Origin of the sequence: Aeoliella straminimaris (genome assembly GCF_024054565.1) — a bacterium.
Classification (GTDB): domain Bacteria; phylum Planctomycetota; class Planctomycetia; order Pirellulales; family Lacipirellulaceae; genus Aeoliella; species Aeoliella straminimaris.
Genome location: NZ_JAMXLR010000023.1, coordinates 21897 through 38739, shown reverse-complemented (window position 1 = coordinate 38739; position 16843 = coordinate 21897). Strand labels below are relative to the sequence as shown.

The following is a 16843-nucleotide window of genomic DNA, read 5'->3' as shown; positions in this document are numbered from 1 at the left end:
TTGCTCAGCGTCCCTGCCGAGTTGTGAAATGTCATGTGTGATGGCGTGTGCGGCTCTAGTGCGTCCTCAGGGTGGCCTTGCTCGATAGATCCGCTGCCCGACTTCGGCATTGCGGTAGATGGAAGCGATGCAACTCATGGTGGGCAACTTCTCAATTGGGCTCATATTGGTGGTTAGTTACTCGGCTTGTGTTCCCGCCGAGTTGATGGGCATCGGTGCAGCGTCAAGATTCGTGGTTTGATTTAAAGAACGCGGGATCAAGCCCTTGAGTTGAGGAGACCGAACGGCGTGTTGTCTTCTTCCGCGCGGGCGAACGATTCACGTCCTTGGGGCTGGAAGCATTGGCCGCCACGTAGTCGTCGAGCCATTCGCGACGGAACTTGATCGGCCCGCTGCCGATCTGTGCGAACTGAATCGCCTTGCGCTTGGCGATCCTCCGCAGAGCGCTGGGTGAGTACCTCAGGTAGTCGGCGGCCTCCGGCAGCGTCAGCAGTTCATGGTCACTCGTATTAGGCTCGAACGGTTCTGGGTTTGCTTGTGCCGGGAGCTGGACGCACGACTGAGCTTCGGCGAGCGCCAGCGTGGCCGCGGCGATGGCGTTACCCGTCGTGGTGAGCCAGTGGGAATATGCTTGCTTAATCAACTCGCGGGTGTCGGCTTTGGATGGGGGCTTGTTCGGGTTCATTTTTGGAAGTTCTTCAAGGGGTGTATCGCTCTTCTCGCCCGTCGGACTCGGGCGACTATCGTTTCCGTAGGCCCGCCTCGCTTTCAGCACATTGACTACGTCGGCAAGGCGGTCGGGAGCAAACCGGATGGAAAGCCCGCCGCGACCATCGAAGACGGGCTCGCCGATGGCTCGCAGCTTGCGAGACTCGGATGCGCTGGGGCTGTTGATGAACGCCACCAAACAGGGGCCGTCCGCGTCGATTCTCAGCATGGTCAACCTGCCTTCCGCCAGTTGTTCGCCTTGGGGCGGAATAAATGGGCGGCGAACTTGGTGCGGTGGTACTCACCATCGCAGCCCGTCGCTTCGACAATGAACGAGCCCTTGCGATAGAACGCACCAACGTAGCGAAGATGGTGCGGCGGCTGCGGGGTTGCGGAATCGCCGCCCGTCAACCACTGCCGCCTTTGGCAGGCCCGGCAGCATTGCTTGCGGTTGTTGAGCCACCTCCGCCGAATCCACGAGAACTGCCGCCCACAGTCGCATCGGATGGTGGCATGTGTGCCGTCTATGGCGACAAGAACCATGCTACCGCGTCGATAGCCGACGGTTAGAGGATCGGTTTGTTCTTCCAGCATGGTATCGGCGGTGTTGGGGCGGGACTTCATTTGGTGGGTGTCCTTACGCAGCGGCGAGTTTCCGACTGGGCTCTACGATCATCCCGTTGCGATCCTTCACAACTGGGGCGAACTCTACTTGCTCTGGCTCACTGACATGTTCGCGGACGTACTCCCCGATAATCTTGCGGTAGGCAGCGTGCATCACGTCGCAAAGCTCCTGCTTGTCCTCGGCGAACACAAGGAAGCTGTCGTGGATTGGGAAGCACGGCTTGCCCTGCTTGGCAAAGTGGTGGAGTACGTCGCGTGCTATCGCGCCGTCGATGGGCATGAAGAGCCGCATACCGGCGTCCGTGCCAAACAGGTCGAGGACGGCCCCATGTTGCTTTTTGACCAACGGCCAAACCTCTTCCTTGAGGAAGTGCTGGAGGGCCTTGCGGTCATCAAGGTCGAGTTGAGGGGCCATCCCATGCAGGGCCCTTCGCAGTTCCCTCGCCTTGTGCCATTCCTTCTTTCGCTTCTCAGTGGCCCCACCCTTCGCGTCACCGAGAAGGCAATCGCCATCCCACCCTTGGACTTCATAGGATTCCGGGCGGTGTTTGTTGAGTTGGGCGGCCTTGGCGCTCGACTGAATAGCGCTGTACCAACCGCCCTTCACATTCCATCCAGAGCTGATCAAGTGCTTCCCTACGGCCCGTTGGGCTTTTGTAGTGAACGCTCCCCAGAGCTTGTAGGGATCCTCCGGACATGGCAAACCACGCAGATTGTAGGCCAGCATAGCGTGGAGGCTGCCGAAGTCCAACTCGACGGTTGGGCGGCCATTGATGAGGAGGGTCGCCCGCTCAGCTCCGCACAAGCCCTGGAGGTTGGAGAAGCCGGGCGTGTAGATGCGCCCATGATGAAACAGCGGGCCGTCGCCCTCAAGGTTCTCTGTGAATCGTGCGGCGAGCCAAGATCGGACCTCATAGGTTCCGTCGAGCCAATGATAGGTTGGCTCGTCCCCGTCGTCATAGGTGCGGTAACACTTCCGGCCCATCAAACAGAACCGGCTGTTCACATCATTTGATAGCGTTAGCATCTTCTCGGCAAGCAGAAGCTCCGCATACTCCGCTTCGCTGAACCTATCCGGCTCAAACGGTATCGGGTGCGCCGGCTCAAGCTTCGTCTTGCGGGTATGGATTTCAACGCAACGCTGCCCGGTTGTGGTGGGCCGGTCGAACTCCCGCGGATCAGCACCAACCAACGCCTCGTGTATTGGGCCGAGCGGAAAGAGGCGGCTCATCCTCCCGCCCCCCTTCCTCACTGCCAAGTAGCAGAGCCCGGCATCGCGGACAGCGCGGGCCACCTCGCCTGGTACTCGGTCCGCCTTGTAGTTGAACCGAACTACCCCGCCGTAGGCAGCAGCCAAGCGGAGCGCATGGAACATCTTAGCGAAGAAATTTTGCTTCCTCCCAAGGGAGTGCCTTATTAGCCGGTGCTCGATATGCTTGTCGCAGAATGGCTTGGCCTGATTGAGCATCCAGCCCGGGACGCGCTCATGCCGGTCGTAGTCCAACTGAATTGAGTCCAGCTCATCCCGCAAAACATCATCGGGTGGGATGGTAACGGGCGCGGATGGATCAACGCGGGAGCGAAGCGGGACGCTAATGGCTGGTGACACTACTCGGCCTCCCTGTTGCAAGAAGCGGCCAAGAAGGCCACAACGTCGTGGCGGCCATACCGAATCGACGCTGGAGAAAGGCGGATTGATACGAGGCGACCGGCACGAGTCCAGTTGCGCACTGTTGCCGGCGTCACCTTGAGAAGGTGCGCAAGTTCATAAACGGTGTAGAAATCAGGGGCGGAATCGCTGCTAGGGGGTTTTTCTCTTCTCATACCCCTATTATAAGCACGATTGGTGCCAATTTCAAGCAATACGCTCCGCTAATTTAAAAATATCACATATTTCCACGAATTGCAAGTACGTTTTGCCGCACCTCTCGTAGAAATAGGAAAATAGGGCGAGGGCGTATGACTTCCGGGGCGACTGACGGCTGCAACTCTGCGCAACTTGCCAGCCTTCTGTTCTTTTTGCGCAGAAACGTCTATGATATGAGAAGCCGGGTCGATGAGCGATCTTATGTATTCTGGTCACACTAGCGTGTGTTCTCCGTGCATCCATGGACCTTTGTGGTGTTGGTTCATGCACCGCGTATCTACGTGTGTGTCATGCTACTTGATAACTACGCGTCAAGATGAACCTTGTCCTGATAGTGTGAACAGTTCTTTTTTTTGCCTTATCTCGATCGAGCTGTGTGTCGCCTGCCGGGGCCGTCGAGTTTCCCTGCCGCGGATCAACAAAAATAAGACGCCTTCACCTGCAAAGCTCCGCCGCGTGTGACCTGCCTGATGGGGCACTTCCAAGGACAGCGGCCGAGGCCGTCAACGCTTCCGGTGCCCATGAAACCGATACCCGCCAGAGGATGGCGGTATCCAGTGGCTGGCTATAGCCAACCCGATTCTGAGATTCGCCGCGCGCTCAATCGACTACCCGATCAGCGCCCAAGCGTGAAGCCAGCGAAAGCGCCTTTTTTTTGATGGCGGGCGTGGATTGCTTGGAGCCGCAGTCGCTGTGCCCGTCTTATATCAGGTTAGGTCAAGGAAGATCGACGGGGTGTCGGGGCAAAAAACGGCAATTACGCGTAGTCGCTTTCAAATAACGGGACTCCTGTTCTCGCGCATTACACCACCGCTTGCGCTCTGTCGGCAAGATCACGCCGGCATAAGGTTGCATCGACTGCCTGCACCTTCCCTGCATCGACAATAGTGTTTTCACCTGATCCTCTGTGCGCGCATCGCAACGATTAACGGCGGGAAATAATCCGAGCACTTCATGCGAATTGATTTGAAATCTGGCGCGCGCCGTGTAGTGTTAAAGAGGGATGGCCAAGAACTCGCAAGCAGCATGCGGCCGACCTCTTCGCTTCCTCTTCTTTGCTGCCCTCATCCTTGGAGGTTCTCGCCCTATGTCCGATTCCATCCAGTTCGACACTGTGCCCATGGAGGGAATGTTTGCGTGGCAACTGCTTGACGGATCCACAATGGCAGGCCGCAAGCTCGACGTGCTGTGCGGTACAGCAATCGTCAAGCGCGTAGACGGTACTGTCTGCCATGTACCCGAATCCGATTTGCGACCCGCCTCGATTTCCGAAGTGCAAGGCGCGTGCGACTTCTTTAACTACTAGGCCCTTACCAACCTTGGAGAATTCCACCCATGACAATCAACCTTGAGAACCGCAAGCAAGCAGCCGCCTACCGTACCTACTGCCGAGCGTTTGCCGCCTGCGAGCGCGCACTTGGGCGTGTTCCCGGGGACTGGCGCACGCTGGCCGCTATATCGCCCAGCTGGCGCATCACGCTGCGCCGCTGCCTGGTGCTCATCGCCGATGCCTGCAACGAATAGCCGCGCATCTTGCCAGCCTTCTTGCTTTTCTGCTTTTCACCTTTTGGAGATTCCCGCCATGTCTAGCCCCTTTTGCAAGTGCTGTGGTTCGTCCGACCGTGCCCCGTTCCCCATGTTCCCCAAAACCGACGGCTACCGATTCGGCGAGATTTGCGCTAAGTGCGATGAAAACCCGCCAGCCCCCGCGCAAAGGTGGGCGGCCGAATACAACGCCACGATCGACTTAGAAACAAGCGCGCAAGGGCTCGCCGAAAATTGGCTAAACGGTAATACGGGCCAGGTTATCGACGCGCTGGCGTCCGACCATCCCGGACTGGCCGCGGTGCTCATAACCCGCCACGGGCCTTGCTGCGGCGACGGTTACCTTACCGCGATTGATTGCCGAGTTATCGCGCAGCGGCTATTAGATCGGCGCGGTGAGCTCGCCCAAGAAATTGCCTAGATGCGAACCCAGGGCGCAAGCGCGCTAGCGGGATTCGCCACCCGCGCGCCCCCTTTGCTTTTCTCTGTTCCTCACCCTTTGGAGTCTCACACCATGCCCACGATTGAAGCCCATCGCAGCGAGAACGCCAGCCGAAAGCGCCGACGCGCAGAGTTTGAGCAAGAGCGCATTCAGCGCCAGTATGAAGCCCGCGCCCAGCGCGAAGCGTATCAACAGGCCATGAAAGCGCCAACGCTCTGCTATGGCTGCGATCAGCTATTCAGGCGCGAGGACATGAACGCGGTGCTATTCGGCTTGCACCTTTGCGGCGCTTGCACGGCCGAAGCCCGCAAAGGTTCAACCCCGCTGCGCGTTTCGGCAGGGTTCTGCGCCCGGCCCGCAAAGTCTGGGCGATGGGCGACGCGATACCGCACGCTGCGTTCGTTCGTTCAGTCAAAAACCTGGGCGGCCAAGCCCCTGAAATACACCGCCGCGCCTGCCACCTGAATCACTCGATGCACTCTTTTCTTGCTTGCTTCTCACCCTTTGGATTTCTGCACCATGACTACTACCCTTGAAAACGTCCGCCAATCAATCGCCGAAGCGTTCCCCTTTGAAGTCTGCAAGCTGCCCCTGCTCGGTCCCGACCGCGAGCGTACCCCGCATTACGGTTTGTTCCGCTCGGACAATTCCGAGTGCGTCGGCAATGCCTGTCGCCGTGGCTACACGCCGCATACGCTGGATGATGTGCAAGCGCTTGCCGAAGCAGCCAGCGCTGGATTCGACGCTAGCCATTGTGGGATAACCTGCTCTTGGGATGGCGGCCACCATGTCATTATCGGCCCGACCGATGAACACCGCCGGGCGATTTACGGCACGGCCGATAACATCTTTCCGCGGTTCATCCTGCAAGCTGGCTACGATGGCCGGGCGTTTACGGCCAGCCTCGGATTGTTCCGCGATGCTTGCAGCAACTTGCAGTGGATTCGGACCGCTGGCCAATCCCACAGCGTTTCGCTTCGGCATACCCGGCAGCTGCGCGACCGCATGCCCGGGCTGATCGAAACGTTCCGCGGGCTGGCCGCCCGCTGGGATGGTGTCGTGTCCACGGTGGAGCGCATGCAGGCCGCGGAACTTGATTTCCGCGAGTTCGTGGCCGCGGTCTATCCGATGCCCGAGGATGCCAGCCGGCGCACGGTAGGCAGCTACCAGCGCCGCGCCGAGTCTATCGTTGGTCGCCTTATGCGGGAGCGCCAGCGAACGGGCCGACCGCTCGGCAGCGCCCATACGGCTACCGCCTGGGAAGCTTTCAACGCTATCCAGGGCTACGTCCAGCACGACAAAAGCCGCAAGGGGCGTTTGTCTGTGGCCCAACGGGCTATCAAGGCCCTGACCGATGCCGACGTTAGCCGCGCGATGGAACTTGCACTAGCGGTCTAGTTCATGGTGCCGGGGCCACGGACGGCCCCTTTCTCTATCCCGTCCGAAACTGCCCCGAAAACGCGCTTTACATTCCTTCAACGGGCGTTTGGCAATGTAAACGCTACCAGCTCACCAAAGATAGACACCAATGAAGTACGTCGCATACTATCGAGTCAGCACCGCCCGCCAAGGCCAAAGCGGATTAGGCTTGGAAGCCCAGCAAGCGGCCGTCGCTGCGTTCTGCGAGCCGATCGAATCGTACACCGAAATTGAGACCGGCACGAACAAGCGGCAGCGCCCCGAGCTACAACGAGCCATCGCAGCCTGCAAACGCCGCGGGGCTACATTGGTCGTCGCCAAACTCGATAGGCTAGCGCGGAATGTCGCCTTTGTCTCAACGCTCATGGAATCGGGTATCGAGTTCGTAGCTTGCGACAACCCAACGGCCAACCGGCTCACCGTTCACATCTTGGCTGCTGTCGCAGAGGATGAAGCCCGCCGAATCAGTGAACGTACAAAGGCTGCCCTGGCTGCCTACAAGGCCCGTGGCGGCCAGCTGGGCAATCCTAGCAATCTGACATCCGTTGCGGCGCGCAAGGGCAACGCGGCAAATGTGGCCGCTGCTGAGCGTCATAGGCAGGATGTACTGCCCATCGCTCGAAAGCTACGCGAAGCGGGCCGCACGTATCAAGCAATCGCCCATGAGCTCACTGGGCGCGGGCTGCTCACGCGGCGGGGCAAGGCGTGGTCACCCACGGCGGTCAAACGGTTACTGGGGTAGTCGTCAGAAAGTCACCCCAAAACTCGCGAGGTGTAACCCGTTGCACTGCAAGGAGTTAGGGCGGCACCCCGGGTATTTATTGGCCATTTTCAGGGCATTTTCAGCGCCGCGGAGTCGCGGATTTGGGGGTTCGCACCTTCATTTGGCCACAAAACCCCTTATTTTTGGCAGTTTTCGGTGCCGGCCTATGGCTCGATGAAAAAAGGTGGCCGTAAATAAAAAGTCGGGCACGGTCTCACCCGATTTTCGCCCAAATTCCTCGGGGTTTTCGGGGTGTTTTGCTAAATTTGGCGAGCCGACTTTTCCTTTTTAGGGCCGCTTCCGAAGCACTATAAGGCTGAGGATAATTCAAGTTTTGCATAATCCGACCCGGGCAATGGTACCCAGCATGAAACACGACCTTACACCCCGCGAAGTTGAAGTAGTCCGTCTGATAAGTCTCGGTTGTACCACCGCCGAAGCCGGGAAGATCCTAGGCGTTTCTACACCCACTGCTGATACCCATCGCACGAACGCCATGAACAAGCTAGGCGTTGCGAAGATGGCCCTCGTAACTCGCTGGGCAATCAAGCTCGGCATCGCCAAGCTGAACGATAGCTTGACCCTCGCCGAGAAGCGAAAGCGTGGCCGGAAGAAAGACGGTTGGAACTAGACGGGCGAGTCAGAGCCTTAGTAGCGTTGCGCGCCTGCTTTCTTCTCTTCGGTGAACTTCTCAAGTGCGGGGAGTTCAATGCGGTCCCCGTGCATATCGTACATCGCGAACCACTCAAAAAGAAACCGGGCACAATGCGCCGGCCAGTTGGCGATAAACTCACTCGCTGGTTCGGTGCCGGACTGCTCGGCGTATGGCGACCCACACTTTCGAGAGCATCCGAAATCATCTTCAAGCTTGCTCCCCACTTCGTCGAGTGCTTCGCGGATCAAGTGCCGACTGTGATTGTGCGGAGTGTCGCTCTGCCATGCGTAGAAGATCGTGAATGCAAGCTTCGATTCCATTGTGTGTGCCTTTGATTGACCGGGGCGAGCCCTTGCCAGTCCGTCTGGGGCTACGCGGTGTAGCTACGCGGCATCTTCGTCTCGTATCTGACCGTAGACCCGCTCCCGCAGATGCCGCTTGACCAGCTCTTGGAAGGCCGGGTCGTTCATGTACTTGGCAAACAGTTCCTCATTCTGTTCCATCCGGTCGATGAAGAAGTTCTCCAAAGCCTTGTCAAAGACAAAACGGAAATTGTCGAGTGTGTTCGCCTTGGCCGCCTCGCGAATATCCTCGTCGTTGACGGCTTCCTCCTGAATTTGATTGAAGAACAGCTCGTCGGCCTTTGTGAAGTCGGTTCCGAATCGCTCATTGACCAGTTCGATGAGCGTTGAAAGTTCTACTTCTGGACTTTCGCCGAGACTTGTTCCGACAGCGGTCGGCCCGCCAACTTCTCCGCCCTTGCCTTTGTCGAGTTCGATGCTGCCGTCGCTGATCTTCTGAAGTCGATAGAACTTTAGTGTGACCTCGTCGTCGAACTGGTAGCGCGGTCCAGACTCACGTCGAGGGAGCTTCGTAAGCAGGAATCGCGCGTAAGCGTACAGCTTTTCTAGCTCTGAATCTTGGAATGGGATGACCTGGGAAAGAAATGCGTATAGGTTCCGAAAGGCTCCCAGCAATCCGCGAAACTCTTCCTGCTCTTCCTCGTCCAGTTCTTTGAATCGCGTCACGGCGGGGTCTAGCGTCGCCTGCAATTTGGCGTGGTCCGATTTGCTCTGCACGGCCTTGGCCTGGAAGAACACCTTGCAGAACGCCTCAACGTCGCTGGCGTGGATGATGTGTTGCTCTTCTATCTTCGCTTGTAGCTCGTACAGCTGATGCGGGTCGGCTTCCTCACCGACGTCAGTCCGCTCGTAGTAAGGCTGAAACGCTTCGTAGATTTCCTCGCGCGAGTTGACGAAGTCGAGAACAAAGGTATCTTCCTTTCCGCTGCAGGTGCGGTTAAGTCGCGACAATGTCTGCACGGCTTGAATACCAGCGAGCCGCTTGTCAACGTACATCGTGTGCAACAGAGGCTGGTCGAACCCAGTTTGGTATTTCTCGGCAACAATGAGCACTTGAAATTCTGGCCCTGCAAACTTCTCTGGAAGCTGTTTCTCTTTGATAGGATTCCCCGTCTCGGGATCGGGGTTCATCTCCGGTTCGGTATACGACTTGCCGCTCACGTCAGGGTCTTCGACCGTGCCGGAAAATGCCACGAGCGTGCGGACATCGTCGTAGCCTTTCTCGGCAATCTGCTTGTCGAACTCTTGCTTATAGCGGACGGCATGCAGCCGCGAGCTGGTTACCACCATTGCCTTCGCCCGTCCACCGATCTTGTGCCGCGTGTGAGCTCGAAAGTGTTCCAACATCACCTCTGTCTTTTGGGCGATGTTGTGTGGGTGCAGGCTCATGAAGCGGGCCAGCGCTTGGGCCGCCTTGCGTTTCTCAACCTGCGGGTCCTCCTCGATGCTCTTCAATAGCCGGTGGTAAGTCTTGTACGTCGTGTAATTCGCCAGCACGTCGTGAATAAAACCTTCCTCGATTGCCTGCCGCATACTGTAGAGGTGGAACGGCGTCGGCTTGCCGCTGACGTCTCGGCCGCCGAAGACTTCGAGCGTTTTGTATTTCGGCGTCGCAGTGAACGCGAAGAAGCTGATGTTTGGCTGGCGGCCCCGCTTGGCCATCGTGCGAAGAATCTCTTCTTCGTAGTCGGCGAGTCCCTTCTGCTCCGCTTCAGCCCGGGCCTTTTCCCGAATCTGCTCCGCCGCAAGCACCGCTTTAAGTTCCGTAGCGGTTTCGCCCGACGCAGAACTATGCGCCTCGTCAATGATGACCGCGTACTTGCGATCCTTCTGCTTGGAGAGCTTCTCCGTGACAAATGGGAATGTCTGTATCGTCACAATAATAATCGGCGTACCTGCATCGAGCGCCGCAGCGAGCTGGGCCGACTTGTGACTCTCGTCGATCTTTTGGACAACGCCTTGTTTGTGTTCTAACTGATAGATGGTGTCCTGCAGTTGACGGTCGAGCACAACACGGTCGGTCACCACGATGACCGAGTCGAATACCTTGCCGTCCTTCGCATCGTGCAGGCTGGCCAGCCGGTGAGCGAGCCAGCCGATGCTGTTGCTCTTGCCGCTGCCAGCGGAGTGCTGCACCAAGTAGTTGTTGCCCGGCCCTTTCTGTTTGGCATCCGCTTCGAGCTTTGAAACCGCGTCCAGCTGGTGATAGCGTGGGAAGATCATCGTCTCCTTGCGGACCTTCTTGCCGCCGACTTTCGTTTCCTTGGATTCGAGAAAGACGAAGCGGGCGAATATGTCGAGCCAAGCATCCCGTTGCCAGATGCCCTGCCAAAGATACTCGGTTTTGTAGCCATTGGGGTTGTCTGGGTTACCTGCTCCGAGGCCGTCGCCCCGGTTGAGCGGCAGGAAGAAAGTCTTCTTGCCATCGAGCTTGGTTGCCATTGCAACTGCGTCTGTATCAACCGCGAAATGGACCACCGCGCGTTGCTTGAAAGCGAACAGCTTTTCCTTGGGGTCGCGGTCGTCACGGTACTGCTGCTTCGCGTGTTCGACGGTCTGCCCTGAGTTTTGGTTTTTCAGCTCCGCCGTGGCGAGCGGCAAGCCGTTGAGCGCCAGGGCCAAGTCGAGCGACTTGCCCGGTTCGGCATCACTGAAATGCAGTTGCCGCACGACGTCCAGCTGGTTCGCCTTGTAGAGCCGCTGGGTCTCGGGGTTCATCGCATGGGCCGGGGCAAAGAAGGCCATCTGCAGCCGCTTGCCATAGCATTTGAAGCCGTGACGGAGCACGGCTAGCAGTCCCTGCGAGTCGAGCGATCGACAAAGGTCGTCCAGCACGATGCGTGCGGTATCCTCGCCGTGCAGGTTTTCGAGTGAATCCCACACTTCCGGCTGAGTCGCCTTCAAGAAGTCGGTGACGGCCTTCGGCCAGATTGCCCGCTTCGCGTCAAAACCATCGGGGTGCTCTGCATCGAGTTGATGCCCAACGCCCTTTTCATAGCCATTGTCGAGCAGGTACTGCTCAATGGCGTCTTCGAAGCGAATTTCGCGGTGGTCAATGGGCATCACGGTCTCCTTGCGATGCTGTCTCCGCTCGTACTAGCTCAATCATCCACTGCGCGAGTTCGCAAACTTTGGCCATGGCGTCGGCATTCGCGAACGTCGCCAGGGGAATCCTCCGCCTCCGGCGCAGATCATCGTCGCTAATCTCTAGTCCATCAAATTGCTTCAAGCGGTCAGCGATCTCGCGCAGTATTTCTGGCCGATTGAAGGGCGGCTTCTTATGCAGCGAGTCGAGCATGAAGACGATCTTACCGTTCGTTACAATGCGGAAGATGTGAAACTTGGTGCTTGCAGGTTTGACGATCGCTACTGCCATGCCAGCCTGTTTTCCACGTCCCCACCACACGTAGTCTGCATTCTCTTCGCCCCAGTCCAACAATTCTTGAGCTGCTCGCCGGGCATCCTCACCGTGGTCCGTGGCAATTTGAGTGAGCAATTTCTCCTCGTTCCATTGACTGCCCCGGTCGCTCCGTTCACGTTGGGTCTTCTCCCGTACGCGGACCTGATATTCCTCCGCCTCGGGAAGGGGGATAACCTGCTGCACGTCGATCAAGACTTTGTCGCCATACGAGTAGGGACGCAGCCGCACGCAGCTAATATCGAGCCCCTGTATGTTGAGCCACATCACGGCAGTCGTCAGCTCTTTCGAGAACTCGGCGGATGCCAAGACTATGCGAACCGATTGGCCGAAATCATCTTCGTTCGACTCCTCCCAATCGAGGAACTCTAGCAGGCGTGCCTCGGCATCCGCGTCGATACCTCGTTGCTGGAGATAGCGTCGGTGCGCGTCCGCAGCCTGTTCAAAGGTCATCGTCGAAACCATCGCCGCGTAGCGAATCGCCTGCAGTTCCATGTGGCCGCCCCGCTCGGTTCGCTTCAGTTCGACGACAACCAGGCGAGCGTCCCGGTCGAGCAGCAACAGGTCAATACGGCGTTGCGAGTCGTCCCACTGGCCAAACTCCTCGGCAAGCACCATCGCGTCAGGCACCAGGACCTCGATCTGATCGCGTAGTAATCGCTGCAGATCCTCGCGCTCCTTGACGCCGGCGTCGCCAAATCGTGTCGTCTTGACCTCCGTCAAACAGTTGTCGTTGAGTTCGTAGATGGGCATGATACGAAGGGCTGAATATGTAGCGGTTGGGTTTGACCGGTCCTTGGAGATAGGCTACGAACGTCGGCCGTTTGCCGATTTGACAGTCATTCTCGCTATTCTAGCACCGCGTCGGGCAAGACCGACACTACTGTTTTCGCAGGTTCTCCATAGTCTGCCTAATTTGGTTCCACAACGGCGGCGACTACTTTGTAGCACATTGGTGGTTTCTGGGTATCGTCGTGCGACCACGGCTTGGCCATACTCACCGTCAGCAGGCTCCGCTTCGATATACTCTGGCCGCCCTCTAGCTTTCTCGTGGCCACCGGATCAGTGACTTTTAGCGAGTAACTATTGCCCGCTCGGTCAAAGAAATGAGCGACCCACCGATTCGGGTCGTAGTAGTGGCGTCCAAATCTTAAATTTCGCGGGCGCACGAGTTGAAGTGACTTCCAATCTTCTGGCGGAAGCACGAGCAAGTCGTCTGGGGCAACGCGGTCGCCCGAGGAGTGAAGGATGGGCGTGTCGGACTCAACGTACTTCTTCACGGCGTCGCGTTTCAAGCGACGCTTTCGCTTCCATCTCCAATTTCGGATGAACCTGTTCTCACACTGAAATTCGTCGACGATTCTGGGCTTGATAAGGTCCAACTCTAAGATGTCAAGCAGAGTCAGAAACTTTCCGTTCACGAAGCAACGCTCCACTGGTATGCCGTCACCGCTCTTCGTGACCGGGCGGACCCACTCTTTGGTGTCTAGGTCGATGCCACCCAAGCATTGACCATCAAAGCGTTTCGAGTTTGCCAAGATTGCGATGCGGGCCATTTGTGGCTCCTACAAGTTGACGACTTCGACATCTCCCCACTTGCTCTGCAAGAAATCGGTCACCAGCCTTCTGTGGCAGTGAATGTGCTCATGTTCACTGCAAAGTAGACAACCACCATTGAGCTCGCTCGGACTTAACTCCACATCCGGTCGTCGCTCCGCAAGAAGCTTGTTAAACCTGAGTTCGTACTGCTCCCACGTTATACGTTTCTTCTTGTAATCATCGAGAATGTCCTTTGTCGGAGCTAGGATCTTCTCGTGAATGTAGTCGATGTCACAAATTGTGCACAGGAAGTATTCGAGGTCCCGACGCTTTGCAAAGCCAGCGAGTTGCGACACATTGTTAAGCCGCACGTCGACTAGCGTCTTTACGCCGGCATTCTGGAGTTTGGTAAAGAACTCCTCTGCGGAGTGTCCGGTAAACCCAATCGTATAGATGGTGATTGGTTCGCGCTGAGTCTGTCGGTCACTCACTCTCGGACTCCTGCCTGCGGTAGGCGATTTGTTTGCCGCGTTCAGCGTAAGCTCTTGCTATCAGTTCGCTAGGGGATCTTCCCGCATCAAATAGTGGGTCCACGCCCATCGCTAGAACCATTCGTTTCTCAGTTTCTTTGTGTGCCTCGATTGCACCATCGGCAAGTATGTGCCGAACCTCAACTCCATGGGCTTCTAAGTGGCGAGCAATCAATACAGCTCGATGACAGTCCAGGGGTTCGCGTTCGGCACACATGAGAGCGACGACGTTGGATTCTGCCTCATTTAGCACTTTCGATAGTCCCTCCCGAAACGCGGGGAGTTCCGCAACGTGATCATACGTAGCTTGGTCGTTTTCGTAGCACTCGGGCTCGTCTCTGCGGGCCCCAAGTTCTCTACCAAGGAACATATAGTTGATTCCGAATCCACCGAGTGAGCCAGCTAGATTCTCTTGGTTGAATTGGGCAAAGCGACTGTAGGGCTGGGATCTGACATCAATAACGACGGAAACACCATGGTCGCTTAGCAGCTCCAGGAATCGACTCAAGTCGTGATTCGAATGTCCTATCGTCATTACGGTAGCTGCAAGGCTCATTCCGTAGCCTCCCTCACGTCGATTTTACCCGTCACCGCAGCTGAGATGAGGGCAGAGCGGTATTCTTGCAGACAACCAATCGCCTTTTCCGAAGTTCTTTCTAGGGCTTCGTGCACGATGGCTTGCTGTCTAACGAAATCTAGAATGTTGCGTTGTTCCTGCTGTGGAGGTACCAGGACCGGAAACTCCTTCAACTTCGTACTGTTGGTGGTTGCGAGATTCGTCGTTTGACTAGATGTACTCGTGAAGTACGTCTTGCCATGGTAGGAAGTCAGCAACGATGCAAGGAACTCTGGATGAAGCCGATCTGCCATTGGGCGGACGGCAAAGATATGATTCTGGTGCAAGCAACCAGGGACTTGTCCTTCCCAGACATACCCCCGGCCCAGTTTGTCAAAATCTCCACCTTCAGTCATGAGGACGTCGCCGGATTGCAGCAAATATCGTGGCGCATCTTCTGTTGGAATGTCCACTTCAGTGATTTCTTTTAGGTCAAGATAGCCATCCTGGACATTGGCCACACGGAGGTAGGGGTGAGACTCTAGTTGCTGTGATGCCTTGTATTTTTTGCCAAGGGTCAGGCCCGTCTGCACTTTGGTGACGTATCGTAGAGAGAGCACGTCCCAAGTAGTGGGTACCTTCCCCAACCACGCCACTCCCGAATCCTTCATCTCCGTACTCGCGTCAAGACCCTTCGTCACGGCCTGGCTGATGAGGGCGGTTCGCTTTTCCTTGAGTAGCTCGATGAGCCGTCGCTTCTTGGCGACCAGCTCGTCAATCTTCGCCGTCTCCCGATCCAAGAACGCCGCAATCTGCCGCTGCTCGTTGAGCGGAGGGAACGGCAGAACCATATCGCCAACGATGTCGGTATTTAGATTGAGCTGTGTACCAAGCTTACCAAGTCCTCTATAGGGCTCACCAGAAGCAAAGATATAGTAAAGATAGTGTCTGTCTGCTTTTAGACGAGGGAAGTAGACGAACCCGTCGTGAATACAGCACTGAATGTTTGTTATACACGGTTTTCCAACACTTCCCGCAATGCTTAGGAACATCTCGCCAGGTGACATCTTCACGCTCAGACTCGCACCCAATTCAGAGAGCTTCTGGGTGGTCCTGTCGAGGTACATCCCTGCTGCTGTCACGTCCGCGATGCGGACCCACGAAAACTCTCCGTCATCGTCGAAGTATTTTGGGTCGTCTATAGGACGCGGTGACGCTCCACGGTAAACAGGAGATTCCCATTTGAGCTTCTTTTCAGTCCAGTGCCCAGGAATATGCCCCAGCCATGTTATGCCCGTGTCTTTGTACTCCTCGTAACGTCGCCACCCAGATCCCGGTTCGATTTTGGTGACAACTTGTTCAGCGACGTTCAGTTCATCCGTCATTCTTCTCCCTCCCGTAGTTCATCGAGGGCGAGGATGTCGTGCGTCGTGCGGCGGACACCGATGCCGTGCTCAATCAGCAGGCTCACAAGCTGCTGGCCGTTCATCAGGCCAACCGGGATTGCATCGGGCCGCTGAGCTTCCTCGCGAGCCCCCTTCGAGAAGTCGCTGGTCGTAATAATGAGGCCCTGTTCGTGCGAGCCGAGACTACCACGAACCTGCTGAACGACAGGGGCCTGAACGTTGTTCTTCCACTTCTTCGCCTGCACCGCCATCCGCGTGCGAATCGCGTCGCCGACCACCAGCGTGCCGCGGACGTCGATACCTCCGTCGGAGGAAATCTTTGTAACTTCGACTTCCTCAAAGCCAAGTGCGGTCAGCAGTTGCCCGACAAGTATTTCGAAGTCTTCAGGTGTCAGTTCTGCAACGCGTTCATGGAGCTTCCTCCGTACCTCTTCGTTGCGTTTACGAATCTGGCCTTCGAGTCCCGTTGGCTTCCAGCTAACCAGACCGAACATGCCCTTACCGCGACGGTCGAAGCGTTGTTCTTCTCCACGCTTTTCGCGCCGTTGCATCTCCATATGGAGTTGGGCGTTCAGAGTTGCTTCAGGAGTTTTGCTCGCGGTCTCCACCAAGCCAAGTTCGAGAATCTTATTGGTAATGTCTCGATAGTGCATCGGCTGCCCATCCGCGTATTCTTCCAGCACATGCACCGCGGCTTCCGTGTAAGACATAGAGGAATCGTCATTCTCTACATCCTCGCTGGCGGCACCGTTTGAACTGCCGGCAGTCGCCAAACCATAGACGCCACGCGCGTGCTTCCGGAATGGGGACTTGCTACCGTCACGCTTGATGGAACCCGACAGGTGGGCATTGACCGTCGCCTCGGGAGACGTGCCTCGGGTCTTCCAAAGCCCCGATGCAAGGGCACGCTTGGTAATCTCACGGTAATGAAGTGGGCCATCGGCCTCAGTCAACACGTGAGTGATGGCGTTCATCACGTTGTTCATCCGACCACCTCCCGCAGCATCCG

At 57.0% G+C, this 16843-nt stretch carries 19 protein-coding genes; 7 read left to right on the top strand and 12 right to left on the bottom strand.

Annotated features, from left to right (window positions below; all coding sequences use genetic code 11):
- Positions 1-223: 223 nt before the first annotated feature.
- The 4 genes from NG895_RS05465 to NG895_RS05450 all read right to left on the bottom strand — a co-directional run bounded on the left by NG895_RS05465 (position 224) and on the right by NG895_RS05450 (position 3156).
- Complete coding sequence (locus tag NG895_RS05465) at positions 224-937, bottom strand: helix-turn-helix domain-containing protein (RefSeq protein WP_252851456.1); 714 nt, start codon at positions 935-937, stop codon at positions 224-226.
- A 2-nt stretch (positions 938-939) separates the two neighbouring features.
- A complete protein-coding gene (locus NG895_RS05460) occupies positions 940-1332 on the bottom strand; it encodes a hypothetical protein (RefSeq protein ID WP_252851455.1) in 393 nt (130 codons plus the stop codon).
- 13 nt (positions 1333-1345) lie between these two features.
- Positions 1346-2563, bottom strand: coding sequence for a hypothetical protein (locus NG895_RS05455; RefSeq protein ID WP_252851454.1), 1218 nt, complete (start codon positions 2561-2563; stop codon positions 1346-1348).
- Positions 2564-2940: 377 nt separating this feature from the next.
- Positions 2941-3156, bottom strand: a complete 216-nt coding sequence (locus tag NG895_RS05450; protein WP_252851453.1) for a helix-turn-helix domain-containing protein — start codon at positions 3154-3156, stop codon at positions 2941-2943.
- 1130 nt (positions 3157-4286) lie between these two features.
- Between NG895_RS05450 and NG895_RS05445 the strand changes: the two genes are divergently transcribed.
- The 7 genes from NG895_RS05445 to NG895_RS05415 all read left to right on the top strand — a co-directional run bounded on the left by NG895_RS05445 (position 4287) and on the right by NG895_RS05415 (position 7999).
- Positions 4287-4505 carry a hypothetical protein gene (locus tag NG895_RS05445; RefSeq protein ID WP_252851452.1) on the top strand — a complete coding sequence of 73 codons (219 nt, stop codon included), beginning with the start codon at positions 4287-4289 and terminating at the stop codon, positions 4503-4505.
- Between the two features lie 29 nt (positions 4506-4534).
- Positions 4535-4723, top strand: coding sequence for a hypothetical protein (locus tag NG895_RS05440; RefSeq protein WP_252851451.1), 189 nt, complete (start codon positions 4535-4537; stop codon positions 4721-4723).
- Positions 4724-4781: 58 nt separating this feature from the next.
- Entirely contained in the window at positions 4782-5165 is a 384-nt protein-coding gene (locus NG895_RS05435; RefSeq protein ID WP_252851450.1) for a hypothetical protein, read from the top strand.
- A 93-nt stretch (positions 5166-5258) separates the two neighbouring features.
- Complete coding sequence (locus NG895_RS05430) at positions 5259-5651, top strand: hypothetical protein (RefSeq protein ID WP_252851449.1); 393 nt, start codon at positions 5259-5261, stop codon at positions 5649-5651.
- 54 nt (positions 5652-5705) lie between these two features.
- Positions 5706-6584 (top strand): DUF932 domain-containing protein, encoded by an 879-nt coding sequence (locus tag NG895_RS05425; protein WP_252851448.1) that lies wholly within the window; start codon positions 5706-5708, stop codon positions 6582-6584.
- Positions 6585-6714: 130 nt separating this feature from the next.
- Positions 6715-7347: a recombinase family protein gene (locus NG895_RS05420; protein ID WP_252851447.1), complete on the top strand. Its 633-nt coding sequence runs from the start codon at positions 6715-6717 to the stop codon at positions 7345-7347.
- Between the two features lie 388 nt (positions 7348-7735).
- Positions 7736-7999, top strand: coding sequence for a response regulator transcription factor (locus NG895_RS05415; RefSeq protein ID WP_252851446.1), 264 nt, complete (start codon positions 7736-7738; stop codon positions 7997-7999).
- Between the two features lie 17 nt (positions 8000-8016).
- Here the strand turns inward: NG895_RS05415 and NG895_RS05410 are convergent, their stop codons facing one another.
- From NG895_RS05410 to NG895_RS05375, 8 genes are all read right to left on the bottom strand, one after another.
- On the bottom strand, positions 8017-8343 hold the full coding sequence (locus tag NG895_RS05410) for a hypothetical protein (RefSeq protein WP_252851445.1): 327 nt from the start codon (positions 8341-8343) through the stop codon (positions 8017-8019).
- Between the two features lie 63 nt (positions 8344-8406).
- The gene (locus tag NG895_RS05405) at positions 8407-11448 is read right to left on the bottom strand and encodes a type I restriction endonuclease subunit R (protein WP_252851444.1); all 3042 of its coding nucleotides are present in this window, start codon (positions 11446-11448) and stop codon (positions 8407-8409) included.
- Positions 11438-12556, bottom strand: a complete 1119-nt coding sequence (locus tag NG895_RS05400; protein ID WP_252851443.1) for a hypothetical protein — start codon at positions 12554-12556, stop codon at positions 11438-11440. Before NG895_RS05400 ends, NG895_RS05405 begins: the two co-directional genes overlap by 11 nt.
- A gap of 158 nt (positions 12557-12714) precedes the next feature.
- Positions 12715-13359 carry a dual OB domain-containing protein gene (locus NG895_RS05395; RefSeq protein WP_252851442.1) on the bottom strand — a complete coding sequence of 215 codons (645 nt, stop codon included), beginning with the start codon at positions 13357-13359 and terminating at the stop codon, positions 12715-12717.
- Positions 13360-13368: 9 nt separating this feature from the next.
- Positions 13369-13833, bottom strand: a complete 465-nt coding sequence (locus NG895_RS05390) for a DUF488 domain-containing protein (RefSeq protein ID WP_252851441.1) — start codon at positions 13831-13833, stop codon at positions 13369-13371.
- Positions 13826-14428 carry a DUF488 domain-containing protein gene (locus tag NG895_RS05385; protein ID WP_252851440.1) on the bottom strand — a complete coding sequence of 201 codons (603 nt, stop codon included), beginning with the start codon at positions 14426-14428 and terminating at the stop codon, positions 13826-13828. Before NG895_RS05385 ends, NG895_RS05390 begins: the two co-directional genes overlap by 8 nt.
- Positions 14425-15813 (bottom strand): restriction endonuclease subunit S, encoded by a 1389-nt coding sequence (locus tag NG895_RS05380; RefSeq protein WP_252851439.1) that lies wholly within the window; start codon positions 15811-15813, stop codon positions 14425-14427. Before NG895_RS05380 ends, NG895_RS05385 begins: the two co-directional genes overlap by 4 nt.
- A complete protein-coding gene (locus NG895_RS05375; RefSeq protein ID WP_252851438.1) occupies positions 15810-16820 on the bottom strand; it encodes an HTH domain-containing protein in 1011 nt (336 codons plus the stop codon). The genes NG895_RS05380 and NG895_RS05375 overlap by 4 nt, the downstream gene beginning before the upstream one ends.
- Positions 16821-16843: the final 23 nt, after the last annotated feature.

What these genes read in the sequence shown, in the direction of transcription:
- NG895_RS05415 (WP_252851446.1), top strand. Translation starts at nt 7,736, where the DNA reads ATGAAACACGACCTTACACCCCGCGAAGTTGAAGTAGTCCGTCTGATA.
- NG895_RS05450 (WP_252851453.1), bottom strand. Translation starts at nt 3,156, where the DNA reads ATGAGAAGAGAAAAACCCCCTAGCAGCGATTCCGCCCCTGATTTCTAC.
- NG895_RS05430 (WP_252851449.1), top strand. Translation starts at nt 5,259, where the DNA reads ATGCCCACGATTGAAGCCCATCGCAGCGAGAACGCCAGCCGAAAGCGC.
- NG895_RS05460 (WP_252851455.1), bottom strand. Translation starts at nt 1,332, where the DNA reads ATGAAGTCCCGCCCCAACACCGCCGATACCATGCTGGAAGAACAAACC.
- NG895_RS05455 (WP_252851454.1), bottom strand. Translation starts at nt 2,563, where the DNA reads ATGAGCCGCCTCTTTCCGCTCGGCCCAATACACGAGGCGTTGGTTGGT.
- NG895_RS05425 (WP_252851448.1), top strand. Translation starts at nt 5,706, where the DNA reads ATGACTACTACCCTTGAAAACGTCCGCCAATCAATCGCCGAAGCGTTC.
- NG895_RS05440 (WP_252851451.1), top strand. Translation starts at nt 4,535, where the DNA reads ATGACAATCAACCTTGAGAACCGCAAGCAAGCAGCCGCCTACCGTACC.
- NG895_RS05405 (WP_252851444.1), bottom strand. Translation starts at nt 11,448, where the DNA reads ATGCCCATTGACCACCGCGAAATTCGCTTCGAAGACGCCATTGAGCAG.
- NG895_RS05445 (WP_252851452.1), top strand. Translation starts at nt 4,287, where the DNA reads ATGTCCGATTCCATCCAGTTCGACACTGTGCCCATGGAGGGAATGTTT.
- NG895_RS05375 (WP_252851438.1), bottom strand. Translation starts at nt 16,820, where the DNA reads ATGAACAACGTGATGAACGCCATCACTCACGTGTTGACTGAGGCCGAT.
- NG895_RS05385 (WP_252851440.1), bottom strand. Translation starts at nt 14,428, where the DNA reads ATGAGCCTTGCAGCTACCGTAATGACGATAGGACATTCGAATCACGAC.
- NG895_RS05380 (WP_252851439.1), bottom strand. Translation starts at nt 15,813, where the DNA reads ATGACGGATGAACTGAACGTCGCTGAACAAGTTGTCACCAAAATCGAA.
- NG895_RS05410 (WP_252851445.1), bottom strand. Translation starts at nt 8,343, where the DNA reads ATGGAATCGAAGCTTGCATTCACGATCTTCTACGCATGGCAGAGCGAC.
- NG895_RS05395 (WP_252851442.1), bottom strand. Translation starts at nt 13,359, where the DNA reads ATGGCCCGCATCGCAATCTTGGCAAACTCGAAACGCTTTGATGGTCAA.
- NG895_RS05400 (WP_252851443.1), bottom strand. Translation starts at nt 12,556, where the DNA reads ATGCCCATCTACGAACTCAACGACAACTGTTTGACGGAGGTCAAGACG.
- NG895_RS05435 (WP_252851450.1), top strand. Translation starts at nt 4,782, where the DNA reads ATGTCTAGCCCCTTTTGCAAGTGCTGTGGTTCGTCCGACCGTGCCCCG.
- NG895_RS05465 (WP_252851456.1), bottom strand. Translation starts at nt 937, where the DNA reads ATGCTGAGAATCGACGCGGACGGCCCCTGTTTGGTGGCGTTCATCAAC.
- NG895_RS05420 (WP_252851447.1), top strand. Translation starts at nt 6,715, where the DNA reads ATGAAGTACGTCGCATACTATCGAGTCAGCACCGCCCGCCAAGGCCAA.